The organism is Mucilaginibacter gilvus (genome assembly GCF_004054195.1).
Taxonomy (GTDB): Bacteria; Bacteroidota; Bacteroidia; order Sphingobacteriales; family Sphingobacteriaceae; genus Mucilaginibacter; species Mucilaginibacter gilvus.
Window position 1 is genome coordinate 86,491 of the sequence record NZ_SBIW01000003.1, and the last position, 24,745, is coordinate 111,235.

At 46.3% G+C, this 24,745-nt stretch carries 21 protein-coding genes; 15 read left to right on the forward strand and 6 right to left on the reverse strand.

Annotated features, from left to right (window positions below):
* The first annotated feature begins 33 nt into the window (after nucleotides 1–33).
* Nucleotides 34–1,275: a sensor histidine kinase gene (locus tag EPL05_RS06415; protein WP_128533134.1), complete on the forward strand. Its 1,242-nt coding sequence runs from the start codon at nucleotides 34–36 to the stop codon at nucleotides 1,273–1,275.
* On the opposite strand, the gene EPL05_RS06420 is transcribed toward EPL05_RS06415, so the two are convergent.
* On the reverse strand, nucleotides 1,276–2,160 hold the full coding sequence (locus EPL05_RS06420) for an alpha/beta fold hydrolase (RefSeq protein ID WP_166727649.1): 885 nt from the start codon (nucleotides 2,158–2,160) through the stop codon (nucleotides 1,276–1,278).
* A 117-nt stretch (nucleotides 2,161–2,277) separates the two neighbouring features.
* On the opposite strand from EPL05_RS06420, the gene EPL05_RS06425 reads away from it, so the two are divergent.
* On the forward strand, nucleotides 2,278–3,495 hold the full coding sequence (locus tag EPL05_RS06425; protein WP_208394690.1) for an acyltransferase family protein: 1,218 nt from the start codon (nucleotides 2,278–2,280) through the stop codon (nucleotides 3,493–3,495).
* 12 nt (nucleotides 3,496–3,507) lie between these two features.
* Here EPL05_RS06425 and EPL05_RS06430 read toward each other — a convergent pair whose 3' ends face one another.
* Nucleotides 3,508–3,732, reverse strand: coding sequence for a hypothetical protein (locus tag EPL05_RS06430; RefSeq protein WP_128533136.1), 225 nt, complete (start codon nucleotides 3,730–3,732; stop codon nucleotides 3,508–3,510).
* A 62-nt stretch (nucleotides 3,733–3,794) separates the two neighbouring features.
* Here EPL05_RS06430 and EPL05_RS06435 point away from each other — a divergent pair, with 62 nt between their 5' ends.
* The 7 genes from EPL05_RS06435 to EPL05_RS06465 all read left to right on the forward strand — a co-directional run bounded on the left by EPL05_RS06435 (nucleotide 3,795) and on the right by EPL05_RS06465 (nucleotide 10,081).
* Nucleotides 3,795–4,403, forward strand: a complete 609-nt coding sequence (locus tag EPL05_RS06435) for an alpha-ketoglutarate-dependent dioxygenase AlkB family protein (RefSeq protein WP_128533137.1) — start codon at nucleotides 3,795–3,797, stop codon at nucleotides 4,401–4,403.
* Nucleotides 4,404–4,644: 241 nt separating this feature from the next.
* On the forward strand, nucleotides 4,645–5,118 hold the full coding sequence (locus EPL05_RS06440; protein WP_128533138.1) for a DUF4920 domain-containing protein: 474 nt from the start codon (nucleotides 4,645–4,647) through the stop codon (nucleotides 5,116–5,118).
* 276 nt (nucleotides 5,119–5,394) lie between these two features.
* Complete coding sequence (gene uxaC, locus EPL05_RS06445; RefSeq protein ID WP_128533139.1) at nucleotides 5,395–6,804, forward strand: glucuronate isomerase; 1,410 nt, start codon at nucleotides 5,395–5,397, stop codon at nucleotides 6,802–6,804.
* Nucleotides 6,801–7,847 (forward strand): sugar kinase, encoded by a 1,047-nt coding sequence (locus EPL05_RS06450; protein WP_128533140.1) that lies wholly within the window; start codon nucleotides 6,801–6,803, stop codon nucleotides 7,845–7,847. Before uxaC ends, EPL05_RS06450 begins: the two co-directional genes overlap by 4 nt.
* Nucleotides 7,837–8,496, forward strand: coding sequence for a beta/alpha barrel domain-containing protein (locus EPL05_RS06455; protein ID WP_128533141.1), 660 nt, complete (start codon nucleotides 7,837–7,839; stop codon nucleotides 8,494–8,496). Before EPL05_RS06450 ends, EPL05_RS06455 begins: the two co-directional genes overlap by 11 nt.
* A gap of 13 nt (nucleotides 8,497–8,509) precedes the next feature.
* Complete coding sequence (locus EPL05_RS06460) at nucleotides 8,510–9,817, forward strand: MFS transporter (protein ID WP_128533142.1); 1,308 nt, start codon at nucleotides 8,510–8,512, stop codon at nucleotides 9,815–9,817.
* 27 nt (nucleotides 9,818–9,844) lie between these two features.
* The gene (locus EPL05_RS06465) at nucleotides 9,845–10,081 is read left to right on the forward strand and encodes a VF530 family protein (RefSeq protein WP_128533143.1); all 237 of its coding nucleotides are present in this window, start codon (nucleotides 9,845–9,847) and stop codon (nucleotides 10,079–10,081) included.
* On the opposite strand, the gene EPL05_RS06470 is transcribed toward EPL05_RS06465, so the two are convergent.
* Entirely contained in the window at nucleotides 10,078–11,388 is a 1,311-nt protein-coding gene (locus EPL05_RS06470; RefSeq protein ID WP_243837233.1) for a DEAD/DEAH box helicase, read from the reverse strand. The genes EPL05_RS06465 and EPL05_RS06470 overlap by 4 nt on opposite strands.
* A gap of 301 nt (nucleotides 11,389–11,689) precedes the next feature.
* Between EPL05_RS06470 and EPL05_RS06475 the strand changes: the two genes are divergently transcribed.
* The 3 genes from EPL05_RS06475 (at nucleotide 11,690) to fucP (ending at nucleotide 15,144) form a co-directional block, all read left to right on the forward strand.
* Nucleotides 11,690–12,853 carry a glycoside hydrolase family 172 protein gene (locus EPL05_RS06475; protein ID WP_128533144.1) on the forward strand — a complete coding sequence of 388 codons (1,164 nt, stop codon included), beginning with the start codon at nucleotides 11,690–11,692 and terminating at the stop codon, nucleotides 12,851–12,853.
* 1 nt (nucleotide 12,854) lies between these two features.
* Entirely contained in the window at nucleotides 12,855–13,712 is an 858-nt protein-coding gene (locus EPL05_RS06480; RefSeq protein ID WP_128533145.1) for a fumarylacetoacetate hydrolase family protein, read from the forward strand.
* Between the two features lie 148 nt (nucleotides 13,713–13,860).
* Nucleotides 13,861–15,144 carry an L-fucose:H+ symporter permease gene (gene fucP / locus EPL05_RS06485; protein WP_128533146.1) on the forward strand — a complete coding sequence of 428 codons (1,284 nt, stop codon included), beginning with the start codon at nucleotides 13,861–13,863 and terminating at the stop codon, nucleotides 15,142–15,144.
* A gap of 119 nt (nucleotides 15,145–15,263) precedes the next feature.
* Here the strand turns inward: fucP and EPL05_RS06490 are convergent, their stop codons facing one another.
* The 3 genes from EPL05_RS06490 to EPL05_RS06500 are packed head-to-tail and all read right to left on the reverse strand — an operon-like array spanning nucleotide 15,264 to nucleotide 19,195.
* Nucleotides 15,264–15,938, reverse strand: coding sequence for an arylesterase (locus tag EPL05_RS06490; protein ID WP_128533147.1), 675 nt, complete (start codon nucleotides 15,936–15,938; stop codon nucleotides 15,264–15,266).
* Nucleotides 15,939–15,945: 7 nt separating this feature from the next.
* Nucleotides 15,946–18,498 (reverse strand): ABC transporter permease, encoded by a 2,553-nt coding sequence (locus EPL05_RS06495; RefSeq protein WP_208394691.1) that lies wholly within the window; start codon nucleotides 18,496–18,498, stop codon nucleotides 15,946–15,948.
* Nucleotides 18,491–19,195, reverse strand: coding sequence for an ABC transporter ATP-binding protein (locus tag EPL05_RS06500; RefSeq protein ID WP_128533148.1), 705 nt, complete (start codon nucleotides 19,193–19,195; stop codon nucleotides 18,491–18,493). The genes EPL05_RS06495 and EPL05_RS06500 overlap by 8 nt, the downstream gene beginning before the upstream one ends.
* Before the next feature lie 152 nt (nucleotides 19,196–19,347).
* Here EPL05_RS06500 and EPL05_RS06505 point away from each other — a divergent pair, with 152 nt between their 5' ends.
* The 3 genes from EPL05_RS06505 (at nucleotide 19,348) to EPL05_RS06515 (ending at nucleotide 24,712) form a co-directional block, all read left to right on the forward strand.
* Nucleotides 19,348–20,052: an NUDIX hydrolase gene (locus tag EPL05_RS06505; RefSeq protein ID WP_128533149.1), complete on the forward strand. Its 705-nt coding sequence runs from the start codon at nucleotides 19,348–19,350 to the stop codon at nucleotides 20,050–20,052.
* A gap of 146 nt (nucleotides 20,053–20,198) precedes the next feature.
* The gene (locus EPL05_RS06510) at nucleotides 20,199–23,702 is read left to right on the forward strand and encodes a PKD domain-containing protein (RefSeq protein ID WP_128533150.1); all 3,504 of its coding nucleotides are present in this window, start codon (nucleotides 20,199–20,201) and stop codon (nucleotides 23,700–23,702) included.
* Nucleotides 23,699–24,712 (forward strand): PorP/SprF family type IX secretion system membrane protein, encoded by a 1,014-nt coding sequence (locus EPL05_RS06515; protein ID WP_128533151.1) that lies wholly within the window; start codon nucleotides 23,699–23,701, stop codon nucleotides 24,710–24,712. The genes EPL05_RS06510 and EPL05_RS06515 overlap by 4 nt, the downstream gene beginning before the upstream one ends.
* Nucleotides 24,713–24,745 lie beyond the last annotated feature (33 nt).

The window sequence follows — 24,745 nt, forward strand, 5'->3', positions numbered from 1 at the left end:
CGTATTATAAATTCCCTAATAATTTATACCGGCTTGAGCAATTTATCCTATCCTTTACCAGAAAACGAAGATGAGCGCCTGGAAGCGCTGGCATCGTACGATATTTTAGATACCATGCCCGAGAACGATTTTGAGGAATTAACTCATCTGGCATCGGAGATCTGCCAAACATCTGTAGCGTTGATTAGCCTGGTTGATGACAAAAGGCAATGGTTTAAATCTATCCTGGGCCACGATGCTAAGGAAACGCCGAGAGAATACGCGTTTTGTTCGCATACCATCCTGAATAAAAACGATATCATGATAGTGCCCGATGCGCGGAAGGATGAGCGTTTTTTGGCCAATCCCTTGGTTACGGGTAACCCCAACATTGTTTTTTATGCCGGTGTGCCATTGGTGAACGAGGATGGCTTTGCCCTTGGCTCGTTATGTGTATTAGATACCATGCCGAAGAACCTGAACGCGCGTCAACTGAAATCGTTACGGATATTGGCCAAGCAGGTAATTACCCAAATGGAGTTACGGCGCAAACTGGCCCGGTTAGAGAAGAGCAATCAAAACCTCCTGGAAACCAATTCTTTTATCCAAAAATTCGCATCTACAGCCGCACACGATATTAAAAACCCGCTGAGCGGTATGCTGCTTACCTCGCAGGCGCTGCAAATGCGTTTAGGCAAAGAAAGCGATGATAAAAGCAAGAGATTGCTGGACCTTAACATTACCTCCACAAAAAAACTGTTAACGCTGGTGGATGAAATGCTGGCGTATTCTTCGGCGCCATCGTCCTTGCTTACCAACCAAAATTGTTTGGATCTAAACACCCTGTTAAAAAACGTAGTTAGCCTGATAGATGTGCCCTACGGTGTAAAAATTAACCTGCCACAGGTAGATCATACACTTACCTGCTCGTCTGTAGCGCTGGAGCAGATCTTTATTAACCTGCTTACTAATGCCATTCGTTATAACGACAAAGAGGGAGGTGTTATCAATATACAATTCCGGGAGGATAGCGATTTCTATAACTTTAAAGTAACAGATAACGGGATGGGAATAGCCGAGAAAAACTTAGATAAAATTTTTTACAAAGAACTTACCCTAAATGTTATTGACCGGTTTAACCAAAAAGGCACCGGTGTTGGCTTATACACCGTTAAGTCCCTGGTAGAGAAACTACAGGGCAGCATTAAGGTAGAATCGCAGATAGGCTCGGGCAGCACCTTTATCTTCTCGATAAAAAAGAATGCCGGGGTAGAAGAGGACGACGAGCTATTGTAACTACCTTTTTATATCCGCCAGTACTTTTTCTAACTGCGTATTAAACTCTTTTGGTGCTTCTACCATCGGGAAGTGGCCGGTACCATGCACCTGTGTTAGCATAAACGGTATTTTATTTCTCACAAATCCGGTAGTATCGGTAGGTTGGTAATCACTATTCACCAGGTAAAGTTTCTTCTTTAGTTTTACGAGGTTCGGCGTTTCTTCATATATGCCTTGCTCTTGTGTGGCCACGGCAACTACGGTATCGGTATGGGCCACATCATTCAATATCCTGTCCTTAATATCCTTAGGGGTTGTTTTAGAAAATAATTGATGGTTAAACCATTCTAACGTTATCTTTTTAAAGTTATGCTTCATGGCATTAATGGCGGTTACGAAATCCTTTTTATCGTTTGCACTCATAGGTGGGCTGCCAACCCCTTTAAAATTATCTACACCTACAATGGCAATCACTTTATCCGGCTGGTTAATGGCTGCTTGCAAAACCACACCGCCTGCCATAGAATGCCCTATCAACACCACGTTTTTTAATTTAAGTTGGTCTATCACCGCGTTTACGTCGCTCGCCAAAGTCCAGGTATCCCACTTGCTTCGGTTAGTTCCCGATTCGCCGAAGCCACCCATATCCATCGCAACTACGCGATAACGCTTTCCGAAGTACACAACCTGATCCGCCCAATAGCTTTTGTTGATAGCCCAGCCGTGTACAAAAAGCAGCGTGGTGTCGCCCTTGCCGGTATCGGTATAAGCAATTGAAATATTATTATTTTTAATGTGCGCGCGCACAGTGTTATTATTATGCTTATTTTCACGCTGCGGATCGCCGCAGGCGAACAACAAAGTACATGCGGCAAATAAGTATAGGAGATTGAGCTTTTTCATGTGCATTGATCTGTTGTACGCAAATTAGCGTTAAAAATCTTAACGTTCTATTTGCAGCGGATGTTTAACTTTATTTAACAAACGGGCTTAAAACCAGGCCCGGCTTAAAATTTACAATTGAAAACCCATATTCACCCAAACGACGGCCCGGTAATAGCACCCATAGCAAGCAAGCGGTTAACATCTATAGATGCCTATCGCGGTTTTGTAATGTTACTGATGATGGGGGAGGTGCTGAATTTCAGGCATGTATCCGAGTCGTTGCCGGGTAACGCGCTTTGGAAATTCCTCTATTTTAACCAGGACCACGTGCAATGGGCGGGCTGCTCCCTGCACGATCTCATCCAACCATCTTTCTCATTTATGGTAGGGGTGGCTTTACCTTTTTCTATAGCTGGCCGATTGGCCAAAGGCGACAAGTTCGGCGGCTTACTCAAGCACGCGTTGATCCGGTCGGTTAGCCTTATAGCACTCGGCATCTTTCTGCGTTCCCTGTGGGCAAACCAAACCTATTTTACCTTTGAAGATACACTGAGCCAGATAGGCCTGGGTTACACTTTTTTATTTCTGCTTGGCTTTTGTAAACAGCGCGCACAACTCATAGCGCTTGTAGTGATCTTAGCCACTTACTGGCTGGCTTTTGTTATATACCCGTTACCAAGTGCCGGGTTTAGCTATGCGGCCAGCGGCGTTACGGCCGGCTGGGAAGGCAACTTTAAAGGTTTCGCGGCACATTGGAATAAGAACACCAATTTGGCCTGGGCGGCTGATAAATGGTTCCTCAACCTTTTCCCGCGCGAGCAATATTTTAACTTTAATGCCGGTGGCTATTCCACCTTAAGTTTTATCCCAACATTGGGCACCATGATCATCGGTCTGCTGGCCGGTAATATGCTGCGATCGGGCAACAAGCCTTTTGTATTAGTAAGGCGTTTTGTAACGATAGGGATTGCTTTGTTGGTGCTGGCAGGCGCACTTCATTTTACTGGTATAGCCCCGGTTGTAAAACGCATCTGGACACCCGGCTGGGTTATCTTTAGCGGGGGCTGCTGTTTTTTGCTGCTGGCTTTATTTTATGGCATTATAGATGCCGGGAAGCACCAACGCCGGGCGTTGTTTTTGGTAGTAGTGGGTACCAATTCTATTGTGGCTTATGTATTGGCGGATGGTTTTGGGAGCTTTATTACCAAAACATTGTACACCCACTTGGGCCAGCATTACGACCAGCTTTTTGGCGATGCCTACAGTACCCTAATAAAAGGTGCAGTAATTTTATTGATTGATTGGCTGATACTTTACTGGCTTTACCGTAAGAAGATATTTATAAAAATATAAAAGGTAGGGGCGCTAATCCCACACAATGTACCACGTACTGTCGTCTTTTTTAGCATAGCTTAGGCCATCGCTCATCTGGTACACATCGCGGCCTTCTTGTTGGTTGTAGTAATTTTTACGCTCGTAGATACTAAGCCCGCCGTTTTCTTTTTGCAGAAATACGAGGAGCGCGTTCATGGATGGGCCGATCTCGTGCAGCCACTGGTTTTCACCTTCTTTTACAAATGCCGAACTCATAAATTATAGTATTAGTGGCGTTTATTACAACACTTTTTGTGCCGAAATGTTAATTTACCCACATGGAACAGCTTAGCTTTTTTGATGGCGGCCCGCACAGCCCTAAACTGCCTGTCGATTTGATGGAATATAAACCCGATTTTTTTACCAGGGCCGAATGCGATACGCTGATTCCCGCATTAAAAACCAAGATCCGCTGGAACCAGGAAACCATCCAGATGTACGGCAAATTGCTGAACACGCCCCGGTTGACCGCATGGTATGGAGACAATAGCAAAACCTACGCCTTCTCCGGCAAAAAGTACGACCCATACCTCTGGACCGACGAACTGCTCTTCATAAAGCACCGGGTAGATGCTGCGGCTGGTATAACGTTTAACAGCGTTCTGCTGAACCTTTACCGCAATGGTAATGATTCCGTGGCCTGGCATGCCGATGATGAACCAGAGCTGGGCATTAACCCCGTGATCGCTTCGGTAAGCTTTGGGCAGATCCGCAGGTTTGATGTAAGGCACAAAACGGACAAGCAGCAGAAGTACTCCGTGGAACTGGAGAATGGCTCGCTCCTCGTCATGAAAGGCGACCTGCAACATAATTGGCTGCACCAGGTACCCAAATCAACCAGGGCTTTGGGGGAGCGAATAAATTTGACTTTTAGGGTGATATCGTAAATAATTAATCTGTTATTCGGATTTCTTTGAAAGAAAATGTTTTTTTTCATCAATAACTAATGTGCGTTATTTAAGTAAAGCTTAAGTTTAACCGATACAGCACCCGATCTTTTTATTTGCCGAAATTCCAGTTGCGGGGTGAGCAAACTCATCAGGGGACAACATAAACTATTAGGGAATATATGCCCGATTATCTTATTTTTGTGAAGCATATCCATCATTAAAAACAAAAATTAACCATATGAAAGCCATAGCATTGTTCATCATCTGCCTTTGTTTTTCGGTAGTAACTTTTGCGCAGCCAAATATTAAACCAGCCGATGCAGGCGTAACGTACGGCAAAATGGTGACCGCCGATAATGCCTTAACTACCGCGGCTTTGAAAACCACCCTGAGCACCGATACTGCCTACACCGGCAAAGTTACCGGCACAGTAGTAGAGGTTTGTACAAAGAAGGGCTGCTTTATGAAACTGGCGCAAGAGGATGGCAAAACCATTATGGTGCAGTTTACAGACTATGCCTACTTTATGCCACAAAATATTGTTGGTAAAACCGTTGTGGTGGAAGGCCTTGCCAAGGTTAAAGAAACCTCGGTTGAACGCCAGATCCATTATGCCAAAGACGCTGGTAAAAGCCAGGCCGAAATTGCCGCAATAAAAGAACCTAAAAAAGACATCTCCATTATGGCCGATGGCGTTTTGGTGGTGAAGTAATAAAGTATCCCCCCCCCCAAAAAAAAATGTCATTTCGATGAGCAGCGGGAGGAAAGAGTGGGATGCGAAGAGAAATCTTATACGCTATGCATTCGGACTTTGTTGGTCGCCGCAATTTCATATTTGTCCGATATAAACAAACGCCTGTGATAACTTCACCGGCGTTTTTGTTTATCAGGATATGCCGTTCCCCATTTTCCGGCAACGTTTTCGTAGATAAATTTTTAGTATTTGGCAGATAAACCCTATAATTACAAATCCCGAACTATTAGACCTATGAAGACCTTTCTCGACGAGGATTTTTTGCTGCAAACCAATACGGCCAGGCGTTTATACCACGACTTTGCCGCTGATATGCCCATTATAGACTACCATTGCCACCTGCCGCCAAACGAAATTGCCAACGATATTAACTTCGACAATATCACATCGGTATGGCTCCACGGCGACCATTATAAATGGCGGGCCATGCGCGCCAACGGGGTTGATGAAAGTTTCATCACCGGCGGGCGTAGCGATAAAAAGAAATTTGAGCAATGGGCGGCAACCGTTCCCTACACCTTACGCAACCCCCTTTACCACTGGACGCACCTTGAACTGCAACGCTACTTCGGTATCAACTCCAGGCTGATGCCAGGCACCGCCGATTTTATTTACGACGATTGCAACGCCAAACTGCAAAGGCCAGAATACAGCGTGCGCAACCTAATCACCAAAATGAATGTGGAGGTGATCTGCACCACTGACGATCCCATAGACAATTTGGAACATCACCAGAAAATAAAGGCTGATAACTGGGGAGTAAAGGTGTTGCCGGCTTTCAGGCCCGATAAAGCCATGAACAGCGATAACATCTCCGCGCTTAATGCCTACATCAGCCAATTGGAGAAAGTGGTAGATAGCGAGATAGGTGATTTTTACGGTTATATTTCTGCTTTAAAAAAACGCCATAACTACTTTGCTGTCAACGGTTGTACCGTGTCTGACCATGGGATAGACCAGATGTACGCCGAGGATTGTACCGACAAGGAAGCAAGCGACATATTCGTTAAAATAAGGGGCAACCAGCCCATCAGCAATACCGAAAATATCAAGTTTAAATCCTTTATGCTGCACCAGTTTGCCATTTGGGATTACGAGAAGGGATGGGTTCAGCAATATCATATAGGTGCCTTGCGCAATAACAGTACGCGCGGTTTTATACAAAGTGGCCCCGATACAGGGCGGGATTCGATAGGTGATTTTCACCAGGGAAAAAATATTTCTAAATTTTTAGACAAGCTGGATAGCGAAGATAAACTCGCCAAAACCATTTTGTATAACCTTAACCCGGCAGATAACGAACTGATGGCAACCATGGCGGGCAACTTCCAGGATGGCTCGGTAGCCGGAAAAATTCAATGGGGTTCGGCATGGTGGTTTCTGGATCAGAAGGATGGTATGACCAAGCAGATCAACGCCCTTTCTAATATGGGGCTTATCAGCCGGATGGTGGGGATGCTGACCGATTCGCGCAGCTTCCTGTCTTTTCCACGCCACGAATATTTCAGGCGGATCTTGTGCAACCTTTTTGCAGATGATATTGAGAACGGAGAATTGCCGAACGATATCGACTGGACGGGCAAGATCATCCAGGACATCTGCTACTTTAATGCGAAGAATTACTTTGATTTTGATAAGAAATGAGCAAGGGTTTATCAAAGAATTATAAAGAAGGCGCGGTACTTTCCTTCGGCGAATTACTGTTAAGGCTTAGTCCGGATGACGGCGGGCAATGGCTGGCCGACAATGCCTTGTCTGTTTTTGTTGGCGGTGCCGAACTGAACGTGGCTTCGGCCCTGTCACTTTGGGATGTACCGTCGCAATACTTTACGGCCTTGCCAAAAAATGGAATGTCCGACCAAGTGATCGGCTACGTCAGCCAACAGGGCATCGATACCTCCAAAGTGTTCTATGGCGGCAACAGGATAGGGCTTTACTTCCTCACCAAAGGAAAAGATCTTAAGCACGACGCGCTAATATATGACCGCGCCGCCTCCGCCTTTGCTGAGCTGACACCCGGTATGGTGGATTGGGATACGGCCTTAGATGGCGTTACCTGGTTTCATTTCAGCGCGATATGCCCTGCTATTAGTCAGCAAACTGCTGATGTTTGTTTAGGGGTTTTACAAGCGGCATCTGCCAGGGGTATTACCATATCGGTGGATCTGAATTACCGCTCTAAATTATGGCAGTACGGCAAACAGCCACAGGACGTTATGACAGAGCTGGTGAAGTACTGTGATGTAATAATGGGCAATATCTGGGCGGTCGAAACCATGCTGGGTATCCCGGTTTTAGGTGATATCCACGAGAGCGGCCAGAAGAGTATTTATCTGAAGGAAGCGCTATCCACATCCAAAAGAATTGTGGAGCAATTCCCGAAATGTAAAGCGGTAGCCAACACCTTCAGGTTTGATGGCAACGGCGAAATTGAATACTACGCAGCCCTGTATGCCGATGGTGAGTTTTACAGCTCGCAGGAATACAGCGCCAAAGCAATAGTAAGCAAAGTAGGCTCAGGCGATTGCTTTATGGCTGGATTGATATACGGTTTTTATAACGACCAAACACCGCAGCAAACGCTGGAATATGCGACAGCCGCAGCCTTTAGAAAACTTTTTTTAGCAAGCGATGCTACCACAAATACAGTTGAAGAAATAACTAATACGATAGAGAATGGCCAATAAAGAGATGGTATTAGACAGCATCCTTACGCAGGGAATGCTCCCCTTATTTTTTTATGAGGACGCCGAAGTGAGTGTGGAAATTGTACGCACGTTGTACAAAGCTGGCGTGCGGGTATTGGAATATACCAATAGGGGCAAAGAGGCTCTGCATAATTTCCGGTTGATAAAAAAAGCGGTGGTTAAAGAAATGCCGGGCCTGTACTTAGGTATCGGCACCATAAAAAACGGGCAGGAAGCCGAGGTTTTTGTGGATGCAGGCGCCGATTTTTTGGTGTCGCCAATAGTGGATAACGAGGTAGCCCTGGTGGCATCTAACTATAAAATGCTTTGGATCCCGGGGTGTATGACGCCTACCGAGATCCACATCGCGCAGCAGTATAAAGCCATGCTGATCAAGCTTTTCCCTGCCAATATCTTAGGTCCGGCTTTTATGTCGTCAATAAGAGAATTATTTGCCGGGCAACTGTTTATCCCAACCGGCGGGGTGGAGATAGAAGCGGGTAATATATCGGGCTGGTTCCGCTCGGGCGTATGCGCGGTGGGGATGGGCAGTAAGTTGATCAGCAAGCAGGTGCTCGACGAACGCTTGTACAATCAGCTTTATGCAACTACTGTTAAAGCATTGGAATTGGTACAATTAAGTAAATAATTACCGGTAAATAATGGCACAACCCAAAAGTGTTACTTATAGGTGGGGCGTGGTGGCGCTGCTTTTTTTTGCAACCAGCATCAACTACCTCGACAGGCAGGTTATAGGCTTGCTGAAGCCCACGCTGGAAATCGAATTTCATTGGACGGAAACCGACTACGGGCACATAGTGATGGCGTTCCAGGCGGCATACGCGCTTGGTTTATTAGCTTTTGGTAGCATTATTGATAAGTTGGGTACAAAGGTGGGTTATACCATCTCTATCATCTTTTGGAGTTTATCTGCCGTACTAACAGCAGCCGTTAAAACAACTTTTGGCTTTATTGCCGTAAGGGCCGCTTTGGGCCTGGGCGAATCGGGCAACTTCCCGGCGGCTATTAAAACCGTGGCCGAGTGGTTCCCCAAACGGGAGCGGGCGCTGGCAACTGGGATATTTAATTCCGGCGCTAACATAGGTGCCGTGGTTGCCCCGGTGATGGTACCCTGGATTTTGGGTGTTTATAGCTGGCAGATGGCCTTTATCATTACCGGGGCCATCGGTTTTGTGTGGCTGATATTTTGGCGCATCTTCTACGAAACACCGGCCAAACACAAAAAAATATCCGCCGAAGAATTTGAGTTCATCAACAGTGATACTGCCGAAGCGACTGCTGCAGGCGTACCCGAAACTAAAATAAAATGGCTGGAACTTTTCGGCATTCGCCAAACATGGGCCTTTGTAGCGGGTAAATTATTAACCGATCCTATCTGGTATTTCTTCCTGTTCTGGCTGCCATCGTATTTCGCCACTACCTTCAACCTCGATCTTAAAAAGCCGAGCCTGCCCCTGGTGCTGGTTTATACGGCAACTACGGTAGGCAGTATTGGCGGCGGGTATTTGTCGTCATGGTTCATTAAACGGGGGATGCCCATCTTCAGGGCGCGCAAAACGGCGATGCTTTTATTTGCCCTGTGCGTGCTGCCCATATTCGCGGCGAGGTATGCCACCAATATATGGCAGGCTGTAGCGCTTATTAGCCTTGCTGCAGCCGCGCACCAGGCGTGGAGCGCCAATATCTTCACCACAGCGTCAGATATGTTCCCTAAGCAGGCCGTAAGCTCTGTGGTAGGCATTGGTAGTATGGCGGGTTCGGTAGGTGGGATATTTTTCCCGCTACTTATCAGTTATATTTTGGAAGTGAATAAGGAGGCCGGGCATATTACCGCCGGTTACAATATTATATTTTCGATATGTGCGTGCGCGTATTTAGCGGCGTGGCTCATCATGCACCTGCTTACGCCCACCATGAAACCGGTGCAATTGCGTGGCAAGGATGTATAAGCGATTGTAAATAGCTAAATTTGTCCAATGGAGCAAAAACCGAAAGACCCGTTGCACGGCAAAACATTAGAAGCCATCATTAATGCTTTGGTGGCGCATTTTGGCTGGGAGGAACTGGGTTACCGCATCCGGATCAACTGCTTTTTGGAAGACCCAAGCGTTGGCTCCAGCCTTAAATTTTTGCGTAAAACCCCATGGGCACGCAAAAAGGTGGAGGATCTTTACGTCAAATTCTACAAGAAAATGCCCGTGGACGAAGCTTAGTGATTCTTCTTCTTGTTCATCTTCGCCTTTTTGTTGGCGCTGATGTTGTAAGTTTTGGCATTCTCCGGTTTCTTCTCGTGGAAAGCCTCGCCCGGTATATGCTTGTTAGGGTCAACCCTGGTTGGTTTTACTACTTTCTCGCTTTCTTTCTGCTTACGCGTTTTCTCAATCACCAATTCCTCCGGTAATTCCACGCTCTGCATTTTTTGCCCGGTAGCTTGTTCTATCTTACGCACCTGGTCCAGCTCAATATCGGTAGCAAAAGTAATGGCCAGGGTTTCGTCTTCGGCGGTAGGATCAGTGTTGATGATATGGGTGATGAACACTTCCTTCTCCAACGGCAGATCGAAATGCAGGATGAATGGGATCTCCGTTAAGTCGATAGATTCAACACTCTCATTTGCTACGATCAATACCCTTAAAGTATCGTTCGCCTTAAATTCGCTGATATCCTTTACCTGGTTATGTTCAAAAAAGGCAGGGCTTAATAACGCTACCGATTTACGCAAACGATTCTCCAGGCTCTTGTAAAGCGTCTCTGCCGTGGTTTTTGTATTGGCGAACACAACCGTTTTGGTAAATAGTTCTTCATCGTACATAAACAGGCTCAGCAGGTTTAGTTTGGTACCAAAGTTGGGCACATGGTAAACCATCTGCGGGTGAGTGGCTACCGTTTCTTCGGGCAGTTCGTCCACTTCTACAGTAGCGGGGTTCACCATAAATGGCGCTATCATTTTGTGCAGTTTATCGTGCAATACCTCGCTGAAAACGATGTGCTGGCCTTTATCTATACTGTTAGCCAGTTCAACAACAGGGAGTTGCAGGCCTTGCTTAACAATAAGGTGCGCATCATCTACCACCAAAAATTTTACCTTGTTCAGGTTCAAACCAAGTTTTAAATAGATGGCGCGGGCGCGGTCGGGCGTGGCAACAACAATATCGGCACCATCGGCCAGGTCGTCCATTTGTTGGTCTACCGGCGTACCGTTGTGCAGACTTACAATGCGGATAGACGTATTGCGGTTGAGGCGCTCAAATTGTGTTACTATATCAAAAACGCGTTCCTGGTCGGGAGCCAGGATCAAAGCTCCCGGCACGCCGTCTGCTTTGTGGTTAAAACGGTTAAGGGTAGCCAACACCAGTGTGGTGGTTTTACCCGCACCTTCGGGACCGATGCCAATAATATCCTGCCCGCCGGTAATGCGTGTGAGCGTTTTTAACTGTATCTCTTTAGGTACCTCGAAGCCAGCTTCGGCCACCGCTTTTACCAATTGTCTATTCAGCTTAAATTTTTCTGCCCACACCATTATTTCCGTTTTTTGAGGGTGCAAAGATACGATTTTTTAGTTTGTTGTAGCAGAAGCAGTTGAGGCGGTGAAGTTTATAGTAGCAGTTGCAGTGGCGGTAGCAGTTGTAGTCTGTTTAAATTTAATGTAGCAGTTAAAGTTTACTGTATCAGTGGCAAAAACAGTCTGATAGGTTTTTACTTCTGATGCTCAATATCAATTAACTGATATTGCCAACTGCTACTGCTACTACTTCTGCTACCGCTACGCTCCATTGCATCTCCCCATTATTTTCCTACATTTATTTTTATAAACCTCAATTATGAAGAAGCAATTGTTTTTAGCGGGGATGCTATCCATCCTGGCCCTCACTGTGCGTGCGCAGCAAAAATACGATGGGTTAAACAACAATATGGGCAACATTTTCCGTACATCGGATGCTGTTAGCCGCTCCATCAGTCCCGAAAATTTTAACGGCGAAAAAGGTAAGGGCGGCATGGCCACCATGGGTACGGGCGCAGGCGCTTCGCGTGAATTGGGCCAAACCTGGAAAGTGAGCCCGAGCGTCGTTATCAAAAAACATACAACTTACACCGTTGCCGAAATAGATGGCCCGGGTGCCGTGCAGCATATCTGGATGACGCCTACCGGTAACTGGCGCTATTCCATCATTCGTTTTTATTGGGATGATGAAACAACCCCGTCGGTAGAAGCGCCCGTTGGCGATTTCTTTTGCATGGGCTGGGGTAAGTACGCGCCCATCAGTTCGCTTGCTGTGGTGGTAAACCCGGGCAGCGCTTTCAACTGTTACTGGCCAATGCCGTTCAAAAAAAAGTGCCGCATTACCATGGAAAATATAAATGATGAGGATATGGTGCTGTATTACCAGGTAGATTATACGCTGACTAAAGTGCCCGAGGATGCCGGCTATTTCCACGCGCAGTTCCGCAGGATAAACCCGCTGCCTTATAAAAAAGACTATGTTTTGGTGGACAGCATCCAAGGTAAGGGGCAATACGTGGGTACGTACCTGGCCTATGGCTCTAACAAAAATGGCTGGTGGGGCGAGGGCGAGATCAAATTTTTTATGGATGGTGATACCAAGTTCCCAACCATTATTGGCACTGGTACGGAGGATTATTTCTGCGGATCGTACAATTTTGATACCCGCCGTAAAAATCCGGATGGCTCCGAGACCCATGCTTACACCGAGTTTACCGGCCCATACACTGGTTTGGCGCAGGTGATAAAAGGCGACGGACTGTACAATGTAGCCCAGCGATTTGGACTGTACCGCTGGCATATTGCCGACCCGGTTCGTTTTGAAAAGAACCTGAAAGTAACCTTGCAGGCGCTGGGCTGGCGCAACGGTGGCCGGTATTTGCCACTGCAGGACGACCTTGCATCGGTAGTGTTCTGGTACCAAACAGGGCCGCATGGCGCGTTCCCTAAACTGCCATCAAAGGATGAACTGGAGGTAAACTAATATGAAACTTTATAGAACTAAAAAAGGTAACCTGTTGCAGAAGGGCGAAGATTTTTTTGCGATAAACGGCGATTGGGATGCCCTTATCAACCGTGACAGACTGGAAAGCTACCTGGGTAGCCTCAGCGGACTTAGCGCCATATCCGAAGAGGAAAAAAATAGCTGGCTAAGCGCCGAAAATATTTTGCCGCCGATAGGACAGCAGGAGGTTTGGGCGGCGGGTGTTACGTACCTCAAAAGCCGGGATGCAAGGATGGAAGAATCGCAAAGCTCGGGCGGGGCAAGCCTTTACGACAAGGTTTATGATGCCGAACGACCGGAACTTTTCTTTAAAGCTACAGCCGCGCGGGTATCCGGCCATTTAGGGGAAGTTTATATCCGCAAGGATTCCACCTGGGATGTGCCCGAGCCGGAATTGGCCTTATTCGTTAACAACAACGGTAATATCCAGGGCTACACCATTGGCAACGATATGAGTTCGCGCAGCATTGAGGGCGAAAACGCTTTGTACCTGCCGCAGGCCAAGATCTATGAAAAGAGCGCTGCACTTGGTCCCTGTTTGTATGTAAGCGAAGCGCCTATAGATAAGGAATCGGCAATAAAACTGAAGATAACACGGGATGAGGTAGAAGCTTTTAGCGACGAAACCACCGTATCCCGCATCAAACGCAGCTTCACCGAGTTAACCGGTTACCTGTACAGCGAACTGGATTTCCCGAACGGCTGCTTTCTGATGACCGGTACCTGCCTGGTACCGCCGCCAACATTTACCCTGCAGGTGGGCGATGTGGTAGAAATGAGCATCGATAGCATCGGCACCATGGTAAATACCATCGGCATCAACCCAAAACACAAATAGCAGGTGGGCGACCATTTTACCGGAGAAAAATCAGCGTTAAACGCAATCTGTTTAAAAATATTGGCAATATCGCTGAAAGACATACAAGCTGTGTTTAAATAATATATATTGGGCCACCAATTTCGTCTTGATCTATTAAAATCTAACAATGCAAAAAAACAGCAACGTAATCGCAGTAGCACTTATAACGTCCCTTTTCTTTTTATGGGGATTCGCACTGAATCTTAACCCTATACTTATTCCGCACCTTAAAAAAGCCTGTCAGCTAACTGATTTTCAATCCTCGCTTATTGACTCCGCATCTTATTTCGCATACTTCCTGCTGCCTATCCCGGCTGCTTTGTTTATGAAGAAATACGGTTATAAAGGGGGTATTATATTGGGCTTGCTGTTGTTTTCATTTGGCGCAATGCTTTTTGTTCCTGCCGCAGCCGCGAGGAACTACGCGTTTTTCCTGGGCGCTTTGTTCATCGTGTTTTCTGGTATGGCGTTTTTAGAGACAGCCGCTAACCCGCTCATCACCGTACTGGGCGATCCGGATAAAGCCACGCAACGCATCAACTTCGCGCAGTCGTTCAACGGGCTGGCAGCAACGGTTGGCCCATTGCTTGGCGGCCTGTTTATCCTCTCGGGAAAAAATTTGACAGCAGCTGAAGAAAATGCAATGTCGCCGGAAGTTTTAAAACAATACCTTGATAAAGAGGCTTCATCCGTACAGATCCCTTACATAGTGATAAGCCTGGTAGTACTTACCGTAGCCATTTTGGTATGGCGTACAGCCTTCCCGGTAATAAATGAAGAGAGCGGCGAAGAAATCAACGACGAACGCCGCCCGTTATCAGCGCGCATTGCCGAGTTGTTAAAAAATAAACAATTGATGAGTGGCGTGTTAGCCGAGTTCTTTTATGTTGGCGGTCAGGCTTGTGTAAGCAGCTTCTTTATCCGCTTTAGCGAAAAGGTGGCGGGCTTATCCGAAAAAGATGCCTCCACCATTTATTTACCACTGGCGTTCCTGGGCTTCATGTCGGGGCGGTTTATTGGTACTTTACTGATGCGGTTTTTTAACCCGGTAAAATTGCTGGTTACCTATGCGGTTATCAATATCATCCTTATCATCTCGGCGGTGAACCTAAGCGGCAGCGCTGCTGTTTACACGTTGATGGCGGTGTGGTTCTTTATGTCAATCATGTTCCCAACCATATTCTCGCTCAGCATCCGCGATCTTACGGCCAAAACCAAAAAGCTTGGCTCATCGCTGGTAATCATGGGGATTGTGGGTGGCGCTATTATGCCGCCAATAATGGGCCGCGTGTCCGATATGTTTAACATACAAGTAGCCTATTTGGTGCCGGGTATAAGTTTTGTGGCCATCCTTTGGTTCGCCTTAAAAAATTTGAAGGTGAAGAAGGTGGCGATCGTAGCGGGGCATTAATCAATTGACACGAATTTCACGAATTGAGTCGAATTTCACGAATATCCGGCGGCTGTTAGATTTTTAAATCGACAGGTCCTAAAATTCGTGAAATTCGTTTTTGTTCGCGAAATTAGTGTTTATAAGATCCCTTTCAACTCTGCCCAAACATTAGCGGCGACAATTTTAGCGCCTTCTTCGGTTGGGTGAATGCCATCCGCCTGGTTTAGTTTGCGTACACCGCCCACGCCTTGCAGCAGAAAGGGCACCAGCGTCATGTTATTTTTGGTAGCCAGCTTTGGGAAGATGTTTTTAAAATCGGAGGAGTAGGTAGCGCCCATATTGGTGGGTACCTGCATCCCCAGCATGACTAACTTTGCCTGCGGATACTTGGCTTTTACTTTATCAATAATGGCCTGCAGGTTTTCAGCAGTAGAGGCTACGGGGAGGCCACGCAGCCCGTCGTTAGCGCCAAGTTCCAGCACAAAAATATCGAAGGGCTGTTTCAGCAGCCAATCTATCCGGCTTCTTCCGCCGGCAGAGGTTTCGCCGCTTAATCCACCATTCACAATAGTATAAGGCAATTTTGCCGAATCTATCTTATCCTGCACAACGCCAGGGAAAGCTTCCGTTGCATCGTCTAAACCATAGCCTGCGGTTAAGCTATCGCCAAAAAATAAAATAGTTTTTTTAGGTTGAGCGTTGCCCGCCGCCGTGGAGGTACTATCGCTTTCGGCTGGCTTTTTATCGCCCCCGCATGCCGCTAAAAAAACGATTAAGGCCAGTACAGGTATTATTTTTAATGGATGTTTCATGTTTGAATTATGCGTTTGAACGTAACACCTCCAGCGGAGGTTTGTTTAAAATGCCCCGGCTGTTTAACAAACCGATGATAACCGTTAGCGCCGTAATGGCAAAAAACATAGCGGCAACCGGCCACAGGTTAACATGATAGGGCATATCGAACCGGTACTTGGCCAGCAGCCAGCTCGACCCGATGGCGATAACGATTCCTGTCGATGCCGATAAAGTCCCCAAAAACAGGTACTCCAAAGCGGTGATAGAAAATATCTGCCTGCGGCTTGCACCCATGGTACGTAATAAAACGCTTTCTTTTATCCGCTGGTATTTGCTGATGCGGACCGAGGAGATAAGCACGATAATACCGGTGACGATACTAAAGCCGCTCATGAATTTGATCACGTAGCCTATTTTATCCAGCAATTCGTCTAATACGGTTAGTACCAGCCCGAGATCGATGATAGAAATATTGGGGAACTGCTTTACCACCGCCTGCTGGTACGCTGCCGATACAGGTTGTGATGGCACATGGGTAAGTAAAACATGAAACTGCGGCGCGTCTTCCAACACCCCGGCGGGAAACACTACCTGAAAATTGGTCTGTATCTTGTTCCAGTTTACCTTGCGGATGCTGCTTACATAGGCATTCATCATTATGCCCTGTACGTTAAACACCAGCTTATCACCAACTTTTACGTTGATCCTGTTGGCAAAACGCTCCTCTGCTGATACAGGTATATCCCTGCCCGGCGCGGCCTTGCCTATGAATTTACCCGAAGTGATCTGTTCCGAATTGGTAAGCGAATCGCGGTATGTAACGCGGTATTCCCAGGCAAATGCCCGGGGAGAAATATGCAGGGTACTGTCCTTCTTTGCATCGGCGGCGGTTTTGCCATTCACCTTATCCAGCCGCATGGTAATGATGGGCACTTGCGATAACACCGGAAGACCCTGTTTGCGGGTGAGTTCGGCAAGTGGTTTTTCCTGGCTGGTTTGGATATCAAACAAGATCATATTGCTCTGGTTGCCGCTGGATGACAGCGATACCTGGCTAATAAGCAGTTGCTGGATCAAAAACAGCGTACAAATAAACGCCGTACTTAAACCGATAGATACCGTGAGGATAATGGTTTGGTTATTTGGCCGGTATAAATTGGCAAAACCCTGCCGCAAAATATAGCTCCAGCTGCTCATGATAAGCACCCTTGTAAAGCGGATCAGCAGCCAGGCAATGGCCGTTAGGATCAGAAACGCTACCAGGATACCGATGGTGAATACTCCGGCACCCAGCCAGTCGCCCAGTTGTAAATACGAGAAGCCGATTATAAAGCCAACTACCAGTAAATAAACAAGCCAGCGGAAAGGGTCGCGTTTTGTGGCGGTTTCCTCGAACGACATGCGCAGCGTATTCAGCGGCGATATGTTGCGGATATTAATGAGCGGCAGCAGCGCGAACAGCACCGAAATGATGATACCTAATCCAATACCCTGCAAGATAGCCATCCACGAGATGCTTACTGATATGGTTATCGGTAAAAAGTCCTTCAAAACATAAGGCAATAAATGCTGTACCGAGGTGCCTAAGATGGCACCCGCAACGGAGCCAATAAGCCCGATACCTGTTATCTGGATCAAATAAATTAAAAATGCTTCGGAGGCTTTTACACCCATGCAGCGCATAATGGCTATGGAAGCGATCTTCTCACGGATGTAAATGTTGATAGCGCTTGCTACACCAACACAACCCAGCAGCAAAGCAATAAAGGCCACCAGTGATAAAAACCGCGACAGGTCGCCAAAGGAGCGGCCGGTATTTTCTTTACGGTTTTCTACGGTATCAGAACCGTATTCAGCTTTGTCCAGCGCAGGGTCTATTTTCTTGGCCAATTTTTCTACGTTAAAACCCTGCGGGAATTTATAATAGTATGCGAAATTGATGCGGCTGCCGGTTCCAATAAGCTTGGTATCGGCCAGGTATTTAAACGGGATGTAAACGATAGGGGCAATGCCCGATGCGATGCCGGTTTGCCCCGGCGCTTTATTCAATACGCCCGCTATTACAAAAGTAGCATTGCCAACTTTAATGGAGTCGCCCACACGGGCGTTAAATTGCAGCATCAGCGTTTTATCCACCAAAGCATATCTGCCGTTTTTAAAATCGGTTCCTGCCTTTAATGGCGTGGTTTCTAAACTGCCATAGTAGGGGAATGCGCCTTTTAACGCTTTTATGTTGACCAGCCTGGTGCCTTGGGTGCGGGTAAAATAGATCATGGAGGCAAAACTGCGCTCCTCAGACCGTTCGCCGCCGATGGAATCCAGCAGCGTTTGCAGTTTTTTATCGGGTTCTTTATTGCCGGTGATGCTTAAATCGGCACCAATTAAAGTAGCGGCCTGCCCGTTAATATCATTTTGGATATTGTACTTAAACGAATAAATAGCAACCAGCGCCGCTATCCCAAACACGATGGAGGAGATAAACAGGAGTAACCTTGCGCGGTTACGGCGACTATCGCGCACAGCCATTTTAAACAGCCAGCCGAAATTTATTTTGCGGTTATAATTTACGTTATCCATTTACCGCCTGTTCGTTACCGGTTTTTTCATCAGACACCAGCTTGCCGCCTTTTATTTTCAAGATGCGGTGTGTTTTGGCCGCCAGTTCCAAATCGTGTGTTACCAAAACAAGGGTAGTACCCGCTTCGGTATTCAAATCGAAGATCAGCTTCACTACTTTTTCGCTGGTTTCTGCATCCAGGTTCCCTGTTGGCTCATCGGCGAATAATATTTTTGGTGAATTGGAGAAAGCCCTTGCTAAGGATACCCTCTGCTGTTCGCCGCCCGAAAGCTGGGCAGGGTAGTGGTGGCCACGGTCGGCAAGGCCAACCTTATCAAGCAGGTCTAAAGAACGCGCCTTAATATTTTTCTCTCCGCGAAGCTCCAGCGGAACCATTACGTTTTCCAGGGCGGTTAAAGTAGGCAGCAGTTGAAAATTCTGAAAGATAAAGCCCACGTACTGGTTGCGTACCTGGGCGCGTTTATCCTCGCCCAGCGAGCCAAGATTAACACCATTTAACTCCACGATGCCCGATGAGGCACTATCCAGCCCGGCGCAAAGGCCAAGCAATGTAGTTTTGCCGCTGCCCGATGGGCCAACTATGGCATTGGTGCTGCCTGCAGCGATGGCGAAATTAATATTATCTAAAACCGTTAGGGTGCGCCCGGCGCTCTTATAAGTTTTATTAAGGTTGGATATGTTTAAGATAGTTTCCAAATTTTATGTATATTTTGCTGAGCTAATGTAAATATCAAAGTATTATTAAGAATGTTGGGCGCTAATAGTTTTACTTACAAACGCATTACATTTTGGTAGTTTCTTTTTAAATGGTGATATTATTTTTACACTTGTAAATAAAAGTACTTCGCATGCATGAATATCCCGGGCAACATCGAATTTTAGTTGCTGTAGACTGTATCATATTTGGTTTTGATGGTGTAAACGTTAAATTGTTACTGGTAAAACGCAGTTTAACCCCCGAGCAGGGTAAATGGAGCTTAATGGGTGGTTTTATCAATCCATCAGAAAGCCCGGATGATGCGGCCAACCGCGTGCTGGAAGAGCGTACCGGGCTTAAAGACGTTTATATGGACCAGTTTATGGTGTTTGGTAACCCCAAACGCGATCCGGTGGAACGAACCCTGTCTGTAGCTTACTTTGCCCTTATCGATATTCATCAGTACGAAGAGCAGATAAGCGGAGAACACAGCCCGGAGTGGTTTTTGCTCGATGATATGCCGGACATGGTTTTCGACCATCCCGAAATGGTAACAATTGCCCTGAAACAATTGCGTTACAAAGCCGCGCTGCATCCTATTTTATTCCAGCTATTGCCGGGTAAATTTACTATCCCGCAATTGCAGTCTTTGTACGAAGGCGTATACCAAACAGAGTTTGACGACCGTAATTTCAGCCGGAAGCTACTTTCTACAGGGCTTTTGGTGAAACTGGCCGAAAAAGACAAGCAGTCGTCAAAAAAAGGTGCTTTTTATTATCGGTTGGATCAATCGCACTACGAAGAGAATTTTGAGAAATTTTTAAACTTGGTACCCAATCCCGATAAGTTTTTTTAATCGCAAAAAACAATATATTTACCTACCAATTTGGTGTTTTGCAACATGCTAAATGCCTAAGCTATATTTATTTAAATAAATGGCTGCTTTAAGTTACTCTGGCAGGCTGTTACAGGTAGTAGAAATTATAAAAACAAGCGATTAAATTGAATAGGGTAAAGGCGATAGGTGCGGTAATAGCATTCATTTTAATTTGTTGCGCCTACACAGGTTTAGCCCAATCTAACCAGGGCAAGGAGTTTTGGACGGCCTACATGTCGCACATAGAGAGTACCGGCCAAAGTCAAATGAGCCTTTACATCACCGGCGGTACCAACACTACCGGCAAAGTAGAGATTGCCGATGGCAGTTACTCCATTCCCTTTACCGTAAATGCAAACGAGGTTACCACCGTACAAATTCCCCGCAGCGCTTATTTAAAAAACCAGGGCCAGTTTTTAAAAGGCGTACATATTACGGCGTTAAAAAGCGTAGCCGTGTACGCGCATATTTACGCAAGCAGTGTATCCGGCGCAACGCTTTTACTACCGGTAAATGCTTTGGGCAAAAATTATTACTCTATCAATTACACGCAACAGTCTAATTCCGAAACGGATAACCTGCACTCGTATTCCAGCTTTATGGTGATTGGCACAGAGGATGATACCATTGTTGAGGTAATACCCACGGCCAATCTTTTAGATGGATCGATTGCGGGGCAAGTTTTAACGCTTACGCTAAAAAAAGGGGAAGTTTACCAGGGGCTTGCGCTCGCCGATCTTACGAATACCATCATCCGCACCAAAAGCAATAATGGCGATTGTAAACGCATAGCGGTTTTCTCTGGCAGTACAAAAATTGGGATAGGCTGCCGCGAGGCAGGTTTTACTTCCGATAACCTTTTTCAGCAGGTTTATCCAACCGCGTCCTGGGGGAAAAGCTATATCACGGTGCCGCTTAAACACCGCAATTATGATATTTTTAGGGTGATATTGAGTGACGATAAGACCAACCTGACGGTTAACGGCGAAAAAACTTATTTTCCGGTCCGTGGCTTATATAATTACGAGATCAACTCGCAGGAACCTAATATTATAACCGCCGATAAACCTATACAGGTTGTACAGTATGCGGTATCGCAAGGCCAGCAGCTTAATAGCTGCCAAACCGATTTTTTTGATCTGGGCGACCCCGAAATGATTTTTTTAACGCCGACTGAGCAAACGCTGGATCATGTTACCCTTTACTCCAGCCCATATTATGGGATAGCGTCACATTACATAAACGTGGTTATTAAGGATGCCCAAAAATCAACTTTTACGCTTGATGGAAAGCCCTATACCAATTTTACTCAGCTCAGCAGGGATCCTACGTATGCTTACGCGCAGATAGATGTCTCCAGCGGCACCCATAATATAAGAGCGGCAGATGGCTTTAATGCCATTGCTTATGGCTTTGGCCAACACGAATCTTACGGCTATGCAGCCGGGGCCAGCCTTAAAAATTTAAATCAGTTTATAGCATTGCAGGATAACAAGCCAAACAGCCCCACGCAAATTAGCGGCTGCAAGGATATTGAATACAAGATGCAGCTAACCTTACCTTACGCTACAACAAAAATAGAATGGGATTTTAAAAACGGAAACCCGGTACTTACAGTTAATAACCCTGTGGTTTCCTCAACTACGGTTAAGGATGGGAAAACGCTGTATAATTATGAGTACTATAAAACGGTAAAATTTGCAGTAGGCGACTACAGCGTAACTGCCACCGTTATAAACCCCAACGGTGATGTGTGCGGTATAACTACTGATATAGATTTTGATTTTAACATTACTGATTACCCCGACGCTAAGTTTACCTATGCGGGTAATTGCCCCGGTGAGCCTGTACAGTTTACAGATGCAACCGACGCCAAAGGGAGTGAGTTGAAAACCTGGTTGTGGGATTTTGGCGATGGTAAAACCAGTAGCCTGCAAAACCCCGAACATATTTACGCGGCATCTGGCGATTACAACGTGATCTTAACAACCCAAAATATAAACGATTGCTCCAATACATCCGGAGCGATGAAGGTGCATATCTCCAAGCCACCGGTTGCCTTGTTTAAGGTGAGTGCGCCCCTTTGTGCTGATAAGGAAGTGACCATTACAGATGTGTCTGCGCCGGGAGACGGCACCATTGTAAAATGGCTTTATGATTTTGGCGACGGAACTACCGATACGCGGACAGATAAGCTACCATTTACGCATTTGTATGCTGCTACGGGTACCTACAAAATAAAACTTACACTAATAAACGATAAGGAATGCAGCAGTGCAGTCGCCGAAAAAAGCATCACGGTTAGCCCTATACCGGTTGTGGCTTTTTCGCTACCGGATGTGTGCATATCTGATGCTGCAAAGTTCACCGATAAAAGTACGATAGCTGATAACAGCGAAAACGGCTTTACCTATTTATGGAACTTTGGCGATGGCACCGCGAACGCGGGCAACCCTAATACGTCTACAGCTAAAGATCCGCAGCACAGGTATTCGGTGGCTGCTGTTTACACGGTTAGCTTGACGGTTACATCGGCAAGCGGCTGCTCGTTTACCAAATCGCAACAGTTTACGGTGAACGGTGCTGTCCCAAAGGCTATTTTTAATGTGCAGGATAAAGATAACTTATGCAGCAGCAACCCGGTAACCATTAATGAAGCATCAACAGTGGATTTTGGCAACATTACCAAAATAGTGTTGTACTATGATTACAATGGCGACAGGCAAAATTCAGAAACGTTTACGAAGGAAAATTTCCCGGCCGGGCATATTTACCGCCATAGTTACCCGGTGTTTAATGGGCCCGCTACCAAAACATACACCATATATATGGAAGCGTTCTCGGGAGATGCATGTGGTAGTGCTACCGAGCACGATATTATTATTAAGGCTAACCCTGTAATTCAAGTGGCTCAAATTGGGAGTGTTTGCCGGGAGGTGCCACCTATTCAGATAGCGGTTAATAAAAACGGGTTTGCCGGCACGGGTGTTTTTAGCGGCAAGGGTGTAAGTGCTACCGGATTGTTTAGCCCCGCCGCGGCCGGAGTAGGTGCTTTTACTATTACGTATACCTTTACGGCGCAAAACGGATGCGATTTTACTACATCGCAGGATATAGTGGTGAACCCTACACCAACAGTTGATGCAGGTGGAAACACCGGGCTGCTGGAAGGAGGGACTGTACTGATAAAAGCTCAGGCATCGGGTAAGAATTTAAGCTATAAATGGACCCCGGCTATCGGGCTGGATCATGATGATGTTTTAAACCCCGTATGCGCTGCAGCTGACGACATAAGCTACACCTTAACGGTAACCAGCAGCGACGGATGCCAGGCCTCTGACGAAATTTTTGTTAAAGTGCTGAAAAAGTTGGGCGTAATAAATACCTTTACGCCTAACGGCGACGGCTTTAACGATACCTGGACCATAAAATACTTAGAAAGCTACCCCGGAAACACAGTTGACGTATACAACCGATATGGAGAAAAGGTATATTCGTCTACTGGTTATGGTATTCCATGGGACGGAACGTACAAGGGCGCCAACTTACCTTCAGGAACATATTATTATATTATAAATCCTAAAAATGGCCGTAAGGTTGTCTCGGGAAGTGTCACAATTATCAGATGAAGAAAAACTTACTTTTATTCGTATTGCTTTCATTTTGTACGGCTGCATCTGCGCAACAGCGGCCACAATACACGCAATATGTTTTTAATAACTACCTGTTAAACCCGGCAGTAACCGGTATAGAGAACTACACCGATGCCAAATTGGGGTACCGCAGCCAGTGGACCGGCCTGCAGGGCGCACCGGTAACCAGCTACTTTAGCATAAATGCACCAATAGGCGATAATTTTGTACAGGGCGATGCAACCGCATTCCCGGCATCGGGTGGCGAAAACCCATCAAGCAGATTGTTTACACAATACTACCGCGCTGCCGAACCTCACCACGGTATCGGCTTCATGATCGTATCTGATAAAGCGGGCCCCATTACGCAAACCAATATCGATGCTACCTACGCTTATCATTTAGGTATCACCGATCAGCTTAACGTTTCCGTTGGTGTTTCGGCAGGGGTGAGCCATATTAACCTTAATACGGATCTGATTACGCTGGAGAACTCTAATGACCCGGTGTTGAACAATATTAACAATAGCCAGTGGAAACCAGACCTGGGTGTTGGTGTTTGGGCCTATTCTTCAAGGTTTTACTTCGGGATATCGGCACAGCAAATACTGCCGCAAAACCTTTACATTACTACCGGGAATACCGCGAACCAAAGTAAAACGGTACCACACTTCTTCGCCACAGGCGGATATAAGATCTTCTTATCAGATGACGTTACCTTGTTGCCTTCGGCATTATTAAAATTTATCGACCCCGCGCCGGTAACCTTTGATGTTACCATGAAGTTATCCTTTCGTGACAGGTTTTGGTTCGGCGGTTCTTTCCGCAAGGACGATTCTTACGCGGTGCTGGCAGGCTTTAACCTCAGCAGCGTTGTAAACGTTGGCTACTCTTATGATGTTACTACATCGGCCCTGCGCACCGTAAGCAACGGCTCGCACGAAATTGTATTGGGCATCCTATTGAATAATCGCTACAATTTAAAGAGCCCGCAGCACGGGTTTTAGTTAGTTCATGGCTGATAGTTTATAGATCATAGT

Excerpts from the sequence above, each read along its gene's own strand:
- EPL05_RS06420 (WP_166727649.1), bottom strand. The coding sequence starts at position 2,160 with ATGAAAAAGCTCAATCTCCTATACTTATTTGCCGCATGTACTTTGTTG.
- EPL05_RS06430 (WP_128533136.1), bottom strand. The coding sequence starts at position 3,732 with ATGAGTTCGGCATTTGTAAAAGAAGGTGAAAACCAGTGGCTGCACGAG.
- EPL05_RS06435 (WP_128533137.1), top strand. The coding sequence starts at position 3,795 with ATGGAACAGCTTAGCTTTTTTGATGGCGGCCCGCACAGCCCTAAACTG.
- EPL05_RS06440 (WP_128533138.1), top strand. The coding sequence starts at position 4,645 with ATGAAAGCCATAGCATTGTTCATCATCTGCCTTTGTTTTTCGGTAGTA.
- uxaC (WP_128533139.1), top strand. The coding sequence starts at position 5,395 with ATGAAGACCTTTCTCGACGAGGATTTTTTGCTGCAAACCAATACGGCC.
- EPL05_RS06450 (WP_128533140.1), top strand. The coding sequence starts at position 6,801 with ATGAGCAAGGGTTTATCAAAGAATTATAAAGAAGGCGCGGTACTTTCC.
- EPL05_RS06455 (WP_128533141.1), top strand. The coding sequence starts at position 7,837 with ATGGCCAATAAAGAGATGGTATTAGACAGCATCCTTACGCAGGGAATG.
- EPL05_RS06460 (WP_128533142.1), top strand. The coding sequence starts at position 8,510 with ATGGCACAACCCAAAAGTGTTACTTATAGGTGGGGCGTGGTGGCGCTG.
- EPL05_RS06465 (WP_128533143.1), top strand. The coding sequence starts at position 9,845 with ATGGAGCAAAAACCGAAAGACCCGTTGCACGGCAAAACATTAGAAGCC.
- EPL05_RS06470 (WP_243837233.1), bottom strand. The coding sequence starts at position 11,388 with ATGGTGTGGGCAGAAAAATTTAAGCTGAATAGACAATTGGTAAAAGCG.
- EPL05_RS06475 (WP_128533144.1), top strand. The coding sequence starts at position 11,690 with ATGAAGAAGCAATTGTTTTTAGCGGGGATGCTATCCATCCTGGCCCTC.
- EPL05_RS06480 (WP_128533145.1), top strand. The coding sequence starts at position 12,855 with ATGAAACTTTATAGAACTAAAAAAGGTAACCTGTTGCAGAAGGGCGAA.
- fucP (WP_128533146.1), top strand. The coding sequence starts at position 13,861 with ATGCAAAAAAACAGCAACGTAATCGCAGTAGCACTTATAACGTCCCTT.
- EPL05_RS06490 (WP_128533147.1), bottom strand. The coding sequence starts at position 15,938 with ATGAAACATCCATTAAAAATAATACCTGTACTGGCCTTAATCGTTTTT.
- EPL05_RS06495 (WP_208394691.1), bottom strand. The coding sequence starts at position 18,498 with ATGGATAACGTAAATTATAACCGCAAAATAAATTTCGGCTGGCTGTTT.
- EPL05_RS06505 (WP_128533149.1), top strand. The coding sequence starts at position 19,348 with ATGCATGAATATCCCGGGCAACATCGAATTTTAGTTGCTGTAGACTGT.
- EPL05_RS06515 (WP_128533151.1), top strand. The coding sequence starts at position 23,699 with ATGAAGAAAAACTTACTTTTATTCGTATTGCTTTCATTTTGTACGGCT.